Annotated in this window: 12 protein-coding genes; 9 read left to right on the top strand and 3 right to left on the bottom strand. The window is 49.8% G+C overall.

Annotation, left to right across the window (positions count from 1 at the left end; translation table 11 throughout):
- Window positions 1-314 precede the first annotated feature (314 nt).
- The gene (gene katG / locus VHA_RS12725; RefSeq protein WP_040528885.1) at window positions 315-2,525 is read left to right on the top strand and encodes a catalase/peroxidase HPI; all 2,211 of its coding nucleotides are present in this window, start codon (window positions 315-317) and stop codon (window positions 2,523-2,525) included.
- Window positions 2,526-2,668: 143 nt separating this feature from the next.
- Window positions 2,669-5,248 carry a hypothetical protein gene (locus tag VHA_RS12720; protein ID WP_005504925.1) on the top strand — a complete coding sequence of 860 codons (2,580 nt, stop codon included), beginning with the start codon at window positions 2,669-2,671 and terminating at the stop codon, window positions 5,246-5,248.
- A 175-nt stretch (window positions 5,249-5,423) separates the two neighbouring features.
- On the opposite strand, the gene VHA_RS12715 is transcribed toward VHA_RS12720, so the two are convergent.
- Window positions 5,424-5,885, bottom strand: a complete 462-nt coding sequence (locus tag VHA_RS12715) for a methyltransferase family protein (protein WP_005504920.1) — start codon at window positions 5,883-5,885, stop codon at window positions 5,424-5,426.
- A gap of 147 nt (window positions 5,886-6,032) precedes the next feature.
- A complete protein-coding gene (locus VHA_RS12710) occupies window positions 6,033-6,743 on the bottom strand; it encodes a cation efflux transmembrane domain-containing protein (protein ID WP_040528883.1) in 711 nt (236 codons plus the stop codon).
- A gap of 260 nt (window positions 6,744-7,003) precedes the next feature.
- Between VHA_RS12710 and VHA_RS12705 the strand changes: the two genes are divergently transcribed.
- The 3 genes from VHA_RS12705 (at window position 7,004) to VHA_RS12695 (ending at window position 9,387) form a co-directional block, all read left to right on the top strand.
- Complete coding sequence (locus tag VHA_RS12705) at window positions 7,004-7,888, top strand: LysR family transcriptional regulator (RefSeq protein WP_005504917.1); 885 nt, start codon at window positions 7,004-7,006, stop codon at window positions 7,886-7,888.
- A 57-nt stretch (window positions 7,889-7,945) separates the two neighbouring features.
- Window positions 7,946-8,866 carry a M14 family metallopeptidase gene (locus VHA_RS12700; RefSeq protein ID WP_005504916.1) on the top strand — a complete coding sequence of 307 codons (921 nt, stop codon included), beginning with the start codon at window positions 7,946-7,948 and terminating at the stop codon, window positions 8,864-8,866.
- 113 nt (window positions 8,867-8,979) lie between these two features.
- The gene (locus tag VHA_RS12695) at window positions 8,980-9,387 is read left to right on the top strand and encodes a phosphate-starvation-inducible protein PsiE (RefSeq protein ID WP_005504914.1); all 408 of its coding nucleotides are present in this window, start codon (window positions 8,980-8,982) and stop codon (window positions 9,385-9,387) included.
- 12 nt (window positions 9,388-9,399) lie between these two features.
- On the opposite strand, the gene VHA_RS12690 is transcribed toward VHA_RS12695, so the two are convergent.
- On the bottom strand, window positions 9,400-10,839 hold the full coding sequence (locus tag VHA_RS12690) for a glutathione synthase (RefSeq protein ID WP_005504912.1): 1,440 nt from the start codon (window positions 10,837-10,839) through the stop codon (window positions 9,400-9,402).
- A gap of 343 nt (window positions 10,840-11,182) precedes the next feature.
- Between VHA_RS12690 and VHA_RS12685 the strand changes: the two genes are divergently transcribed.
- From VHA_RS12685 to VHA_RS12670, 4 genes are read left to right on the top strand one after another with little or no spacing between them, the layout of a single operon-like run.
- Window positions 11,183-12,769 (top strand): ABC transporter substrate-binding protein, encoded by a 1,587-nt coding sequence (locus tag VHA_RS12685; protein ID WP_005504910.1) that lies wholly within the window; start codon window positions 11,183-11,185, stop codon window positions 12,767-12,769.
- Window positions 12,770-12,771: 2 nt separating this feature from the next.
- The gene (locus tag VHA_RS12680; protein WP_005504908.1) at window positions 12,772-13,707 is read left to right on the top strand and encodes an ABC transporter permease; all 936 of its coding nucleotides are present in this window, start codon (window positions 12,772-12,774) and stop codon (window positions 13,705-13,707) included.
- Window positions 13,704-14,513 carry an ABC transporter permease gene (locus VHA_RS12675; RefSeq protein ID WP_005504906.1) on the top strand — a complete coding sequence of 270 codons (810 nt, stop codon included), beginning with the start codon at window positions 13,704-13,706 and terminating at the stop codon, window positions 14,511-14,513. Before VHA_RS12680 ends, VHA_RS12675 begins: the two co-directional genes overlap by 4 nt.
- Window positions 14,488-15,873, top strand: coding sequence for an ABC transporter ATP-binding protein (locus tag VHA_RS12670; RefSeq protein WP_005504900.1), 1,386 nt, complete (start codon window positions 14,488-14,490; stop codon window positions 15,871-15,873). The genes VHA_RS12675 and VHA_RS12670 overlap by 26 nt, the downstream gene beginning before the upstream one ends.
- The last annotated feature ends 289 nt before the right edge of the window (window positions 15,874-16,162 follow it).

Here is a 16,162-nt window from a genome sequence, read left to right as displayed (position 1 = left end):
TATCAATCCCTTGATTGTTTAGTTCGAAAATACAACCGACTAGCACTCAAATAGGTGAATATGCAGCTTCATTCGCTGCCTACCTATTTTGAACATAAGATATTAAGCAGCTATAGGCTGATGGATATTTACGCCTGTAGATTTTTATCAACCTAACAATGTCTATGTTGGATATTGTCGGATAACGATATTCGTTTTTTGAGCTTCATTCAAAAATATTGATGAAGCGTAGAAATGCGATTAATGCAACTGCACTGAATAAGAGAAACCCCAAATAGAAGAAGCTGTTGGCAAGACAATAAATGGAGGTACACATGTTAAAGCAAACGCTATTATCCATCGCCCTATCCGGTGTAATAGCTTCATCGCCAGTGATGGCACAAATGGAGCTAAAATCAAATCAATTTTGGTGGCCGGATCAACTTAATCTCGCACCACTTCGTGACCATAGTCAGGAGTCTAATCCTTACGGCGCAGATTTTGACTACGTTGCGGCCTTTGAAACCCTCGATATTGATCAAGTTAAAAAAGACATTTCTGAAGTTTTGACCAAATCCCAGGATTGGTGGCCAGCTGATTACGGTCACTATGGACCTTTCTTCATTCGTATGGCCTGGCATGCAGCCGGTACTTACCGTATCCATGATGGGCGTGGTGGTGCCGGTGGTGGCCAACAACGTTTTGACCCATTAAACAGCTGGCCAGATAATGGCAACCTCGATAAAGCCCGCCGTCTGCTTTGGCCAGTAAAACAGAAATATGGCGCGTCCATTTCCTGGGCTGACTTGATGGCACTGACCGGTAATGTGGCCCTTGAGTCGATGGGTTTCAAAACCTTTGGCTTTGCCGGTGGTCGTGAAGACGACTGGGAACCAGATTTGGTTTACTGGGGGCCGGAAGAAGAGATGCTCGCTGATGAAAGGCGTGATGAAAACGGCAATCTGAAAGAAGGCCTCGCCGCTGTCCAGATGGGGCTGATTTATGTCAACCCGGAAGGTCCGGGTGGTGTCCCCGATCCCCTTGCTGCCGCCAAAGATATTCGTCACTCCTTTGGCCGTATGGCGATGAATGATGAAGAAATAGTGGCTCTGATCGCCGGAGGTCATACTTTCGGTAAAGCGCACGGTGCACACAAACCGGAAGAGTGTCTGGGGGAGGCACCTGCGGCTGCGCCGATTGAAGATCAGGGGTTGGGCTGGAAAAACAAATGTGGTGACGGACACGGCAAAGACACTATTACCAGTGGTCTGGAGGGGGCCTGGACTGTGACACCGACACAATGGACAACCAACTACCTCGACAATCTGTTCACCTTTAACTGGGTGTTGACCGAAAGCCCAGCCGGTGCCAAACAGTGGGTGCCAGACAGCGATGCCGCGAAACTCTTGGTTCCAGATGCCCATGATCCTACCAAGCGCCATGCACCAATCATGTTCACTACTGACATTGCCATCAAAGAAGACCCGCAGTTCCGTGCGATTGCCGAGCGTTTCCGCCAAAATCCAGAAGACTTTGAACTGGCATTTGCGAAAGCCTGGTTCAAGCTGAATCACCGCGATCTTGGCCCGCGAGCACGCTATATTGGCCCTGACGTTCCAAAAGAAATTTTGGTATGGCAAGACCCGGTTCCTGCCGTCGATCATCCACTGATCACCGAAAAACAGGCTGATGAGATCAAAGCGGATATTCTGGCAACAGGATTAACCGTTCCTGAACTGGTAAGAACGGCATGGGCTGCGGCAGCCAGCTATCGTGGCACTGATATGCGTGGTGGTGTAAACGGTGCCCGTATCGCACTTCAGCCGCAGGTTGGCTGGGCGGTCAATAACCCGAAAGAGCTACAAAAAGTGCTGAAAGCGCTCGCCAACGTTCAGCAAGCCTTTAACAAAGGGGCTGGAGATACGCAGGTATCGCTGGCAGATATGATCGTTCTGGGTGGTAATGCTGCTATCGAAAAAGCAGCAAAAGATGCAGGTGTTGACGTAAAAGTGCCGTTTAACCCTGGCCGTACAGATGCCTCTCAGGAAATGACCGATACAAAATCCTTTGCTGTGCTTGAACCAACCGCAGATGGCTTCCGCAACTACTATGATGCGTCCCGCAATTACCGTTCTCCAACTGAAATGTTAGTAGAGCGTGCAGATCTGTTAACACTGACAGTGCCTGAAATGACTGCCTTAGTAGGAGGTATGCGTGCACTGAATGCAAACAGCGATGGCTCCAGCCACGGCGTGTTCACCGATAAGCCTGGAACATTGAACAATGACTTCTTTGTCAACTTGCTCGATATGTCCAATGTATGGAAACCGTCTGACAAGGATGAGCGTCTCTATATTGGTTATGACCGCGCATCAGGCGATCAAAAGTGGACTGCAACACCGGTTGACCTGGTTTTCGGTTCCAATGCTGAATTGCGTTCAATTGCAGAAGTTTATGCATCGGCCAATGCCCAGCAAAAGTTTGTTGATGATTTTGTTCTGGCGTGGACGAAGGTCATGAATAACGACCGCTTTGATTTAAAATAACACGACGCAATGTGCACTTTTGCACCGCCTCTGGCGGTGCTTTTTTGTTCGCCACAACGGAAGAAAGCAAAAAGCTCGCATCTATCATATGTCGCCATAATCAGACACGCAGTCAAGCCCCCCTGTCTTACAGTGCAGTAACAATGGACAAGCAAGAGTATCTTCGCATGAACGACGAAAACCAACGTTACTCCAAAACACGGCACGCCATGACTTCCCCTTTTCGCTTCACCGCAGACACTTCAAACCGGCTGGCTAAGTTTCTCTACAAATGGTTAATCAGCCTTCTTGAAACCGGCGAACTGACAATTGAACTAGAATCTATCGGCCTCTCTCCCAAGCAGGCGCGGGCAAAATGGCAAAAAGACCGCAACAGCGTTATCGCGATGGCAGAACGAAACCAGATCAAATTAGAGCAAGCCCTTCGCCTGAGAGACACCAACGGCGACCCGATTTCCCCAACCAAAGCACGTTACGATTTTCATGTCATCATGGGAAAAGGGTATTTCCCCATCGTTGGAAACCTGTTGATACCCACAGGATCCGGGACGTTCAGGGGGCAGGGAAGTTATGTCAGGCGGAAAGCCTTGTCCGGTGCATTAAAGGATGTCACCACGCACCCTACCGCACTCTGTCCCATCGGCGGCTCAAACAATGACGGTATTTATACTCAATGCGGCTCCAGCCGTTTGTTTGATTTCGCCGTCAGTGGCTGCCTGAAAGATCCCGGTGATGGCGGTAACGGTATCGTTATCGGACACACACCACCCCAGCCCAAGGTTGCCGAAAACAGCACGCCCAACAATCCTAAGTATTGGGCCGGACAACCCAACCAACTCCCCCAAAAGCGGTTCGGTATACCACAGGTCTGGTCAGGGTTAACCCGCTTTACCCTTAACAATGGAGAAGGAGATACAGAGATCACAGTGCCTGCACGGGGCACGTACAATCATTCAAAGGAAGTGTTGCTGGATGATACAGTCGATGTTCCTTTAGTGCGTTGGGTACGCGCCTTTGATGCAACGGGAAAAGAAGTCGCCCGTATTGCCAATATTGGCAAAAAACTCGATGGCAAAATGGTCGGCATTAAAGTCTCAGACCGTCAAACCACCAGCAAACCCTCAGCACAGGGAGAAACACGGGTATATCACAGGCCCATTAAACGTGCCGACACGACGACCACAGTGGTTGTGCCCGGCGGATTGCCAGCAACCACCAAAACCGTTGAGGTTTCTTTTTACAATATGGAAGCGCATTACACCCTGCTCTCCCAAATGACACCTTACCTGCCCGGCAATTTCTCCACCACCGCGCGGGCTTCATATAACGATTTCATGAACATCGTTGTCGATGCTATGCCATGGAACGGATTTGTCGGTATTGATGGTGCCTACAACACACACATTAACTTAATGGCAAGAGAGAATGGGCTGGACGGTTGGTATTTTCCCGGGGGGTATGAGGATTATATGCACAACAGTTTTATCGGTTGTGCAGCAGTGAACAACGACGGCTGGGGTTTATACCTGTCTGAGCCGACACTGGGCAGTCGCAACCCGGTTGATGACAAGCGCTGGCCAACGCCTGAAGGAAAACTTGAAGTACACCGGCAATGGACATATATCGCCTCATCCAACGATTTAGGTAACTTTGATGCCTATGGCAATCGTGGCGGCGCTATTTACATGGGTGCCTGTTCCAACTCCATGCAAACAGGAAGCACAGAAAACCATTTCGACAGCAACCAGTATGACCCCTTCGAAACCTCCGCCTATGACGACAAGGCTGACAGAAACCCACTCCGGTGGACAAGCCTCGTGGTGTTTACGGCAGACTCACGCCAGAACGATCTGGTGGTTACCAGCACACCGACGGATTCCCGCCGTGTCACCTATTGTAAGACGCGGCTGTTTTGGGAAACCCCGAGAGCCGGCAACCCGGACAGCAATATATACAGCGGCCTGAGTGGTAACCACTATACCCATCCAAGGCACGACGACTTCGGCTCCTTGGTCAATGTACGCCCACCTTCTATCGCTCACCTACATCTCACACCTTATGATGAACATGAGCGGGCTGCCGGAGACCTGCAGGCACAAAAAGGCGGTTCAGCAGAGCTGCAAGGATTGTTTTCAGGAAGCAGAACCGTACTTTTCAGACCCTGGATCTATGAAATATCCTCGTTGGATAACCACCTGCCCTACAGTTGGAAAGTTATGTTTTCGGCAAAAGACAAAACGTTACCCGGTGCAGGAAAGGATGTGGCGTTGCTCGCTGATGCCATCGGTATTGCCGGTCAGCATAAGCTCAACACCCTCCATTTCGGTACTCATGTCCATAACTTTAAAGGTATTGTTATCCGTCCCGGCAAGGTATTTACTCTCTCTGTCGATATTCCTTTACTCAGCCAAGAGTTTGACAATGTAGACATGAACTTGCTGAATGTGTCCGTGAATTATCTGTTTGATGAAATCAGGAAAACGACTGGCACACCAGCACCGAAGTTACCCGCCTCCTTGCTGGTGATGCCCGCCCGGGTGCGCTTGTGGAAAAATGCAGCAGGCACGAAAAAGTTTTATCTGGAAATCCCCCTTTTCAATACCGGCAGTGAAGCATTGAGCTATTCCGACACCAGCGATCACAAACACTACTTCAAAATAAAAATAGAGACGGCGACAGCTGACAACGCTATACAGCGAGACACAGGGAATACACTGAAATAACAACAAAAACGGGAGAACTGGCACTCCCGTTTTTATTGCGCTCATTTCACCGACGCTGGCAAAAGGTATTCAAGAAAAATCTGGCGCCTTCATGCATTTCCACATTCTTACAAGGCACAAATGCTATTGATAAACAAGGCTGAAAAGCGCTCCCTCTCCGGAGAAAAGAAAACGGTTAAAGCCAGCGCCTGACACGGATCATGTACTCAGGAAATGCATCAGGAAACTGCCCAATCAAATACTCTTCTTCAGGCTCTATCTGGAAGCGGTTCATATAAACCACAAACGCCACGCATCCCAAGACAGTAAATAGGTTCGCCCAGTAAAAAATACCGCCAATAAGCGCTAACAACATACCGAGATACATAGGGTTGCGGGTACGTTGATAAATACCGCCAGACACCAGGGCGGTTGCGTCGGTTTTCAACAAGGGGTTCAACGTGGTTTTATGACGACGAAACTCCACCACCCCACTCACCGCAACAACTACGCCCAGAGACACCAATAGATACGGCAGAATAGAAGGAAGGGAAAGCAAAAACTCACTGGATGGGGTAACAAGGGAAATCAGCTTCATCAAGGCGAGAGCCAGCACAACAACAATCACAGGGGGAATCTTCAGTCTCAGCTTATCCATGGTGTCTTTTCCTCAGGTAACATAGTGTTTCGCTATTCTACCGTTTTCTTACGACAAACTCGCCTCCGACCAGCCTCTAAAACGACGCAAGATAACAAGATCAAAAAAAGCAGCCGACGCTGCTTTTTAGCATTACCTTTTCTTGAATTAAGCGAAGATACCCTCGCCCTTTTCACGGATTGACGCCTGATGGACAGCAATCAATTTCTTGGTTGACTCACTGATCATTTGCACCGGAACCGTCGCAAAATATACCGATGCCAAAATCACCATCATTGGATCAGCGTAAACTGCATATTCTTCCAAACCTGTCATCATCAAGCCTGCCGCGATCAAAAAGCCCACCAAAACCGCTGCACTGATCACCGTGTCCATCAGCCATTGGCTTGATTCTGCTTTCAATATGGCAGAAGGGCGTTTACCTGACTGTTTACGAACGGTCATATAGGTCACCAGACAGCCAACCACGTTGATAATGCCAAATACCAGTGCAAAGCCTGCATTCACTTCGCGGCCACCATCAAACATCGCCTGCATTGCAGAGGCGAATGACACCAAGCACACGACACCCACAACCAGCCCCTTGGTCAACACCACCAGCGATTCAATAACCGCTGCTTTACGTTCAGACACAGACTTCACCTTTTTATTGGCTTTCTCAACAGGCTTATGGATGTACATGCTGGCTGCCAGTGCCATCAAAGAGAGTACCAGGCCGACCAGAGAGTAAGCGCCGTCAAACACAATCACCATGGATCCGGCCCAGATCCCTAAGCCAATTCCCAATGCCGCGAAACAAAAACAGGCAAAGGTTGAAAATTTCAGTAAGTTGCGTTCTTTCGTATATTCACAAGACATAAATCCTCACAAGTGACAAATTTTTTGACAGTAGCGAGAATACCCAAACCACCTCTGTTCGATTGACGCAGTTGTAACAGGCATAAAAAGCCAATTTCACAAGGTAACTTGGGTATTCCTTAACGCTCTTTGGACACAATACCCTCAACGGATAAAACCGATTAACCACTGAGCGACAACTTTTTCGTCACCAGGTCTTTTCTCTGATTTATTTAGACGTAAAATCAATGACGACAGGATTGATGACACGGTGTGCATAAATGCGAAGCAGCCAAATAGAAATGTTTTTAACTGCGGTGGAAAAAGGTTCGATTGCCGGTGCGGCCCGGGAATTGGAGAAAAGCCGCACCACGGTCAGTGCCGCCATCAGTGCACTGGAAGACAGCTTAGGTGTGGAATTGCTCGCCCGCTCAGGAAACAGCGTCAAGCTCACAGATGTTGGGCGAATGATACATGACGATTGTGAGCGCCTCCTGCAAGCTGCCTATGACATCGAAGCCAAGTGCCGGCAATTTGAAAGCGGCATAGAATCGGCCCTTCGGATTGGCCGGGATGATGCCTTGCCAGAGTCTTTCTGGCGCACAACCATGCGCGAAATTCAACAGCAATTTCCCGATTCAAGTGTGTCAATTTATGTGGCGCCACCCCCCGAGCTTTATGAGATGGTGGATGAAAATATGGTGGACGTCGCTTTTGGCCTGCTACCACAAACCCGGGCGTTTGGGCGCATCAACGCCAAAAAGCTCGGTCAGGTTCGTATGATGTCAGTGGTGAGAAAAGATCACCCCCTCGCTGCCATGAAGCGTATTCAGCGTGCCGATTTGGAACGCTATACAGAAATCACATTAGCCTATGTTGACGATGAAGGTCTGAAAGCGCTAGACCCCGTTTCCCCGCACTACATCGCACTGCCGTTTTATGAGCACCTGCGTGATGCCGTGCTGGACGGTTCCGGCTGGTCGAATGTGCCCTCCATGCTGTTACGAAAATACCTCCGTAGTGGCACCTTACAAGTATTGCGGCATGCGAATGCCATGCAGTGGCAACCTTATGGTGAAATCACTGCCATGGATGCGCGCGGCGGCGCCCTGACAGCCTGGCTCTCTGACAGGCTAGAAAATTTCCTCATTGCGGATGCAGAGTAAACTTCAGCCGCTTTTCAGTGTTACCTTATTTGACGAATGACTACCAGGAAGATATTAATGACTACACCAAACACATACCCAATCGGTATCCCGGGAACACCCTGGGGTGAAGAAGAAAAAGCACAATGGCTGGCAACCACCAGCATCAAACGCAGCTATCAGGACGATGTCCTGACCAAGATTAATGCGCTAAAAGATCGCTTCGATGTGGAACAATACGGCGCGCTTTCCTTTGACCCTGCACGTTATCCGCTGTTTGGTCTCCGAAACCGCAGTTTCGATGCGTCTAAACCGACCATTCTGATCACCGGTGGCGTGCACGGTTACGAAACCAGCGGTGTGCATGGCGCTTTAAAGTTTCTTGATACCGAAGCGCTGGACTTTACCGGAGACTTTAACTTTCTGGTTGCCCCCTGTGTCAGCCCGTGGGGATATGAAACCATCAACCGCTGGAACCCTTATGCCGTGGATCCAAACCGCTCCTTTATTGAAAATAGCCCGTCAGAAGAAGCTGCAAATGTTATGGCCTGGGTGAAAAGGTTAGGCATTGAGGTGTTTGCCCATATCGATCTACACGAAACCACAGATACCGATGAATCTGAATTCCGCCCCGCGCTTGCCGCCCGTGACGGCAAAGTATACGAAGCAGATACCGTGCCGGACGGCTTTTATCTGGTTGGCGATTCAGAGCAACCCAACACCGAATTCCAGACCGCCATTATTAATGAAGTGCGTAAAGTGACCCATATCGCACCGGCGGATGAAAACGGCAACATCATCAGTGTCCCGATTGAACAGGAAGGTGTGATTAACTATCCGGTGAAGAAACTGGGCCTATGCAGTGGTTTTACCCATTGCCAGTATGGCACTACCACGGAAGTGTACCCTGACAGCCCGACAGTGACAGACGAAGAGTGCAACGACGCGCAAGTTGCCGCCGTGCGTGGGGCGTTGAACTATCTGCTTTCAGTGCGCTGATTCCAGCGTTCATCCTCCATTCAACGCATCTCTTTTCTCCTGAAAGGGATGCGTTCTCGCCATTGAGACGGCATACCTGTAAAAGTATCGCTACACTGCCATTTGGTTCAGGGATGGTGGTGAAAATGCCAAAGAACAGAAAGTTTTCCAAACTCATTCACTTGCTGGAAAACAGCGTACTGATTTTGATTGTGATTGCCACAGTCTACGCGATTGGCGAAGAAATCTATTCGGTGCTCGTCAACCGCTCCGTCTCAGTCGGCGACCTGCTACTGATGTTCATTTACCTTGAAGTGCTTGCCATGGTGCATGTTTTCTTCGAATCGGGGAAAGTTCCTGTCCGCATGCCTCTCTATATTGGCATTGTCGCCCTGGCCCGCTACCTGATCCTTGATATGAAAAACATGGATGATTGGCGGATACTCTCCATCACGATTGCAGGACTTATCCTAGCTGTGACAACGTTTGTCATTCGTATAGGGCATGTGAAATTTCCCTACCCAAGGCCGGACGATGAATAGGGAAACGCGTTGTCACTTACCTGTAAACATCAGCGAATCCAGCGCGCCCATGCCACTGTGGACACCGCCTTCTGTCACTTTGGATGATTTACTGCGGATGAGATACCCTGCATAACCATTGTTATCAATCAAGGGTTCGCCATTTAGATGCATGGTGAACAAACCAATTTCACTGATAAGATCATCCACCACGTAGATTTCGCCTTTTCGCACCATATACGCAGGTTGGGGCCTTGGGATGGGGTGCAAGCGGCGCATCAACGCCCATGCGCCATATTCATGCGGGCCAAGCCTGTTCAGCCTGGTGATGATATCGTCACCAAAAATACAGTGACCACCGCCTTCACCCTGATTTTTCAATACCCAGTCATCCACATTCCCTTCAGAGACCTTCTGCGCACTGTTTTCATCAACCGCCACCATTTCACCCAAGAAATGCTTCACCGTTTCAGCTTCACTTTTCGTCAGCCCAAATTGCATCAGGGAGTCAACCGGTGCGGATGAAAGTAACATCTGGACACGTTTGCTGGTCGCCAGTTGTTGGCTCACCGTCGCATTGACCGCCACATGGTGTTTTTCAATCATCACGCGGGTCTGGGAGAGCGCCTCACAGCACGCTACGTCAACGATGTCGTGAGCGACATAATCGCTGAACTGGTAACCTGCGCGAAGATAGACAGTGTCTATCGGGCCAATGCCATCCAGTAACAAGCGGTGGCCCTCTCCGGTGGAAAGCCCGTCATAGAGTTCACGGAAGGTGCGGCGGACAGTGCGTATTCCCCTCGCCTGAAGCGCGTGCTCCAGCAGGTGTTGGTCATACACATTGTCTTCACGTTCCTGAACCACCATCAGAAACGTTGGCCGCCCACCATCACCGAAATGATCTTTGATGGATTGGGTTGCCTGCGCAACGCCTTCCGCCAGCCTTTCCAGTGCACGGTTTTCTACCAACTCGCCCGGTTTTTCTCCTGCCCACTGAACAAACGGTGTCGGCCACTGGATAGCAAGATAATCATGCAGTTCATGAATGCGCTGGCCAAACGGCCCCATACCCGCTGCAATGCCGTTAAATTCAACCAGTTTTGGGCCAAGTTCGGCATCATCCATAAAATCGCTGCGCATCATCAACAGCGGCACACGGCGTGCAGGCGCATCACTGTGATGAATTTGCCGGTGCATTTTCAACAATGCCCGGAAGAAGGTATTGCCCGCTGTCATGGGAGAAATCGCGTGGTGGATAAAATGCGCATCTTCAGAGACGGCGTGTACCAGCTTGCCCAGCAGGTGAACCGATGAAACCAGATATTCAAAGCGCTCGCGTTCAATGGCGGTGGGAGTCAGCGTAAACGCCGGATGTCTGGCTGAATCAGGAGTTTGTTTCAGTGCCATGCCATGGGTCAGCGCCCACTCAACGGCTTCGTTCTTCGCTTTTTCAGTATTTCGGAATGCCATGATGTTGTCCCAGCAGAGGAAAGCGCAGCATTATGCAACGCATCATGTGTCATATACAGAATATTTGTGCGACGAAGGCGATATTCAAGCACTTCCAATACCGTGTTGTGACCCCTCCGTTCAGTCAGCAAAAGCGTGTAAACACGTTTGGCCGGATAGTTCCACCACCTTCACGCTGTTTATTTGATAACTATGTCAATAAATGATCGGTTTGGCTGTTCAGTATGCGATATGAATTGTTATATTATAACAATTCATATCGCGTGAATTTTATATAGCACTTATTTTTCAAAGCGTTATAAAAAGACAATTTTGGATGTTGTTGGGTATATTAGGAACTTTTATGAATAAGATTTCATACGCCAAAGTGGCTAAGAAGGGAAAACTTGTCCGGTTGGGCGTGTTCGTTGCTGTCTTACTTGCAAGCGCTACACTCTGGTTCTCAAGCCAGAAGTCAGGAGAAATTGCACAGAACAAATCCAATACGCTTTCCATCAGCGGACCATGGGAGATCACCAGTCTCGATCCTTCTAAACAGGGCTATATTCTCACCCGCATGCAAGTGATTGAGACTTTGTTGAATGTTGACCAAAACGGGGAAGTCACACCGGGGCTGGCAACCAGCTGGAAAGTCAGCGATAACGGGCTGGACTGGACATTTGACATCAAAGACGGGGTTACTTTCCATGATGGTACCCCCATGAATATCAAAGCGGTGCTAAACAGCCTGAACCACTCTCTGGCCAAACACGGCACCCTGGGTAAAGCCTCGGTGGAAAGCATCAACGCACAAGGCACCAACCAGATCGTTTTCCGCTTGCGCGAACCTTATGTTGCCTTTCCTGCCCTGCTCACCAACTACTCCACCGCCATCGTTGCGCCAGCCTCCTTTGAAGATAATGGTTCTGTAGAAACCCTATACGGCACCGGTCCCTATCAAATGGCAGACTTTCAGCCGCCCCATAAAGTCCTGGTGCAAAAGTTTGATGGATACTGGGGTGAGAACGCTAAAATCGCTTTTGCTTCTTACTTAACCGGCCATCGTGCCGAAAGCCGTATCCTGCAGGCTAAATCTGGCGAAGCAGACATTGTATTTACACTCGATCCTTCCATGCTGTCTCAGCTTGAAAACACCGATCAGGTGAATGTTCACAGTGACCTGATCCCCCGTACGCTCTTTGTAAAACTCAACAGCGGGCATCCTTTCCTCAACGAAAAGGACGCACGAAAAGCGCTGAGTATCGCCATCGACCGTCGTGGAATTGCCAAGAATGTATTGTATGCAGAAGGTTCAGAAACGTCCCAGTTGCTGCCAAGTTCTATGTCGCAATGGCACCTTGCAGACATCAACAACGATGGATTCAACCTTGACGAGGCGAAAGCCTTACTAGCCAGCCTTGGTTGGAAGATGGGCGAGAATGGCATACTGGAACGCGATGGCGAACCGTTCAGGCTTACATTAATTACCTATGCTGACCGCCCCGAGCTTGCCACTGTTGCAACCGCTATTCAGGCACAATGGGCAGAGTTAGGGGTAGATTTGAAGGTCGATATCACCAACTCCAGTATGATTCCTGCCGGTCACACTGACGGTTCACTTGAAGTGGCGCTTATCGCTCGTAATTTTGGTTTTATTGCCGACCCCTTGCCTATCATCAGCACTGACTTTGCCAACGGTGGTGGCGATTGGGGAACCATGAACTGGAAAAACGCCGAGGTAGATGCCGCTATCGCAGAGCTGCTGAAAACACAGGATGCGGAGAAAAGTCTGATGCTGAGCCAGAAAGTCGCACAGGCAATCCATGACGATTATCCCGTACTGCCCATTGTGAACTACAGCCAGCACACGTCAGTCAACAGCCGTGTCGCGAACTTCCGCTTTGACCCTTTCGAACGTGATTACTTCATCAACCAAATGGACTTCAAGTAACCATGGTGTCGCTGATAAAAAAGCGATTGCTCCAGCTTATTCTTGTCGCGTGGGGGGTTGGTACCCTCACGTTCATTCTGATGAGGAGCCTGCCGGGTGACATGGCATACCGCATTGCAGCCAGTCGCTACGGGCAGGACAATGTCGACTCAAATGCGGCTGAGTTGGTACGCAGTGAACTGAACCTCGATCAGGGGTGGTTCAGCAGCTATATCAGCTGGCTGACTGATTTACTGCAGTTCAACCTCGGTAATTCACTGGTAAGTGGTTTACCTGTAAGTGGTGAGATAGCCCACCAGCTGGGGCATTCCCTGTTGCTCGCAGTGGCGGGCATTTTCCTGTCCATGCTGATTGCCGTTCCAATGGGCATTTGGTCCGCCAGGAAAGGGGGCGCCCTCAATACCGTGCTGGTTTGGCTGTCGACATTCACCAAGGCATTACCTGTTTTTGTGTTGGGTTTGGTGCTGATCCTGCTTTTTGCATTGAATATCACCCTGCTGCCAGTGGCAGGATTTGGTACCTGGCAGCATCTGGTGTTACCCGCCTTCACACTTGCAATCAGTCTGGCGGCGGTTTCTAACCGGGTCGTTCATGTCAGTGCACTTAACGTCTTTCGTTCTTCTTTCTATCAGTTTTCACGCATAAAAGGATTGACCGAATCGCAGACCTTTGTGCGACATGGCGTTCGCAATATGGCAGTGCCTGTCGTTGCGTTTATCGGTATTCAACTGGTCAGTGTGATTGAAGGGATTGTGATGATTGAATCGCTGTTTTCATGGCCAGGGGTTGGACATGGATTAGCCCATGCCATTTTTGCCCGGGATATTCCACTGATCCAGGGTTGTGCTTTAACAATGGGCGTGTTGTTTGTGGTGCTGAATGGACTGGTTGATGCCCTGTGTTACTGGATTGATCCGCGGGGGCAACAGGCACAATGACAAACCTCGTATCCTCCGGTCAGAAGGCTGGCTTATTTATCCTGCTGCTGCTTTTCAGCTTTTCGTTGTTTACCGGCCTGTTTTCGCCCTACTCCATCGACCAGCAAAACCTGTCAGCCACTTTACTGCCTCCAAACAGTGATCATTGGCTCGGTACGGATCATTTTGGCCGGGATATGGCGACACGTCTGGCAAGCGCAATAGGTTTATCCTTTTCGCTGAGCCTGATGTGTGTCATCACGGCCTCCATACTGGGTATCAGTCTTGGTGTGTTATCCGCCTGGGCTGGCGGTAAAACCGAACAGGTGCTTGATATCATCGTAAACATCCTGCTGGCGCTACCTGGGCTGGTGCTGGTATTGCTGTTGGCAGCCATCGCCCCCGGTTCGTTTGTCATGCTGTATGTGGCTATTTCCCTGGTGCAATGGGTCGAATACTACCGCGTCACCCGTGCCATCACCCGCACCCAGGTAGGGAGCCCAGAAAGGGAGCTATCTGCCATGATGGGGTTTGGAAAGTGGTACCAGTTCAAGCGCCATATCTTGCCTGCCATTCTTCCTTCTGTCATAACCATGGCAGCGTTTGGTGGGGCAAACGCAGTACTCATGATGGCATCCCTCGGTTTTGTTTCTGTCGGCATTCAACCACCGCTCGCAGAGCTTGGCTTGATGAGTGTTGAATTATTCCCTTACTCCGTCAATTCGCCCTGGGCGTTGGCCCAGCCTTTAGTGGCCGTTGCACTGCTGGTGTTAGGCTTTCATTTATTAACAGGAACTGGCCGTGAAACCATTGATTCGACTGAATGAACTGTCAGTAAATGCCGGAAATAACCGGTTGATTCATCCAGTTTCTTTCACGCTGTTTCAGGACAGGCCGCTGACGATTCTCGGTGAGACAGGCTCAGGAAAAAGCCTGTTGGCGCAAGCGATTATGGGCACCTTACCAGCGTCACTTTCCCAACACGGTAGTGTGGCGTTGTTTGACCAAACACTTGAAGGCGAAGCACTGAAAGCACACTGGGGAAAAGCGATCACTCTGTTGCCGCAAGAACCCTGGCATTCCCTCGATCCGCTGATGCGAAGCTATAAGCAAGTGGCCGAGGTGTATGAATGTGTGCATGGCAACCACCCCGAAATGGCTTTCAATCAGGCATTGACGGATTTAGACGATGTCGGCCTAAAAAACAGCGCCCTGAAAAGGCCCGGCGAGCTTTCAGGGGGCATGGCGCAACGCCTTGCCATCGTTGCAGCGAAAGCGGGTGGTGCAACGCTTATTCTGGCAGACGAGCCAACAAAAGGCTTGGATGCCAGCCGCCGTGACGACATTATCCGGTTGCTGAAACGCAGCGCACGGGGTGGAGGGTTGTTAACCATCACTCACGACATTGATGTCGCTCGCCAGTTGCAAGGCGACATTATAGTGATGAAGAACGGCAAGCTGTTGGAGCAAGGAAGCACTTCTCAGGTGCTTGAAAACCCGCAACATGAGTACACGAAGGCATTGATTGCTGCCGACCCCCGCCAGTGGAAAAAAGACATACAGACACATGCATTGTCAGAGCCCCTGCTTGCAGTAACATCTCTGTCAATTGGCCGCCCAAACAAGGTATTGGCCGACAATTTATCCTTTACGCTTCATCGTGGTGAAGTGATGGGCGTGGTGGGAGACAGCGGCTGCGGAAAAAGTACACTGGGCGATACCTTGCTTGGCCTGCTGCCACCAATAAAAGGCGAGATCATAAAAAGAAGACAAGATGTCGCGCCCTATCAGTGGCAAAAACTGTTTCAAGACCCGCCGTCAGCAGTGACACCGAGTGTCTCACTGGGCACTTTACTTGATGATCTCGTCTTGCTGCACAACATTAACCGCGCAAAAATTTCACCTTTAATGGAAAAGCTGGGCCTCACTCCCGGCTTACTCAAACGAAACAGCCTTTCTGTTTCGGGTGGCGAGCTGCAACGTTTCTCCATTCTTCGAGCGCTGCTGCTTGAGCCGGTATTTCTGTTCGCAGACGAGCCAACATCAAGGCTCGATCCCATTACTGCCAAAGAAGTCACTGATGTTCTTATCACTCTGGCGAGAGAACAATATTGCGCGCTCTTGCTTGTCAGCCATGACAAAAACCTGATCGACAAACGTTGCGATTCAGTAATCCAAATGGCCTGAACCAAACTGTGCGTACATGACCAAACAAACGGAGCGCTCACCATCGTTCCGTTTTCTTTTCAGTATCATCCGACGTCAAACCAAGACATCTTCCAATACCATGATTTAATTGGCGAATTTCTCTCTATTCATTAAATATTGTGAGTCACTTCGAATATGCGCACTTACGCATAATGTTAAATTCTGTGCCTGATTTCCTTCAGCATCAACAAGGGTGAATGTGTTTTGCAACGCCTTCATTCTGTCGCTGGTTGTTGAAGGCAGAACCTTCCTTCTTTTTATATTATGT

This window comes from Grimontia hollisae CIP 101886 (assembly GCF_000176515.1).
Lineage (GTDB): Bacteria > Pseudomonadota > Gammaproteobacteria > Enterobacterales > Vibrionaceae > Enterovibrio > Enterovibrio hollisae.
The sequence above is the reverse complement of the archived record's forward strand: the minus strand, read 5'-3'. Positions and strand labels throughout refer to the sequence as shown.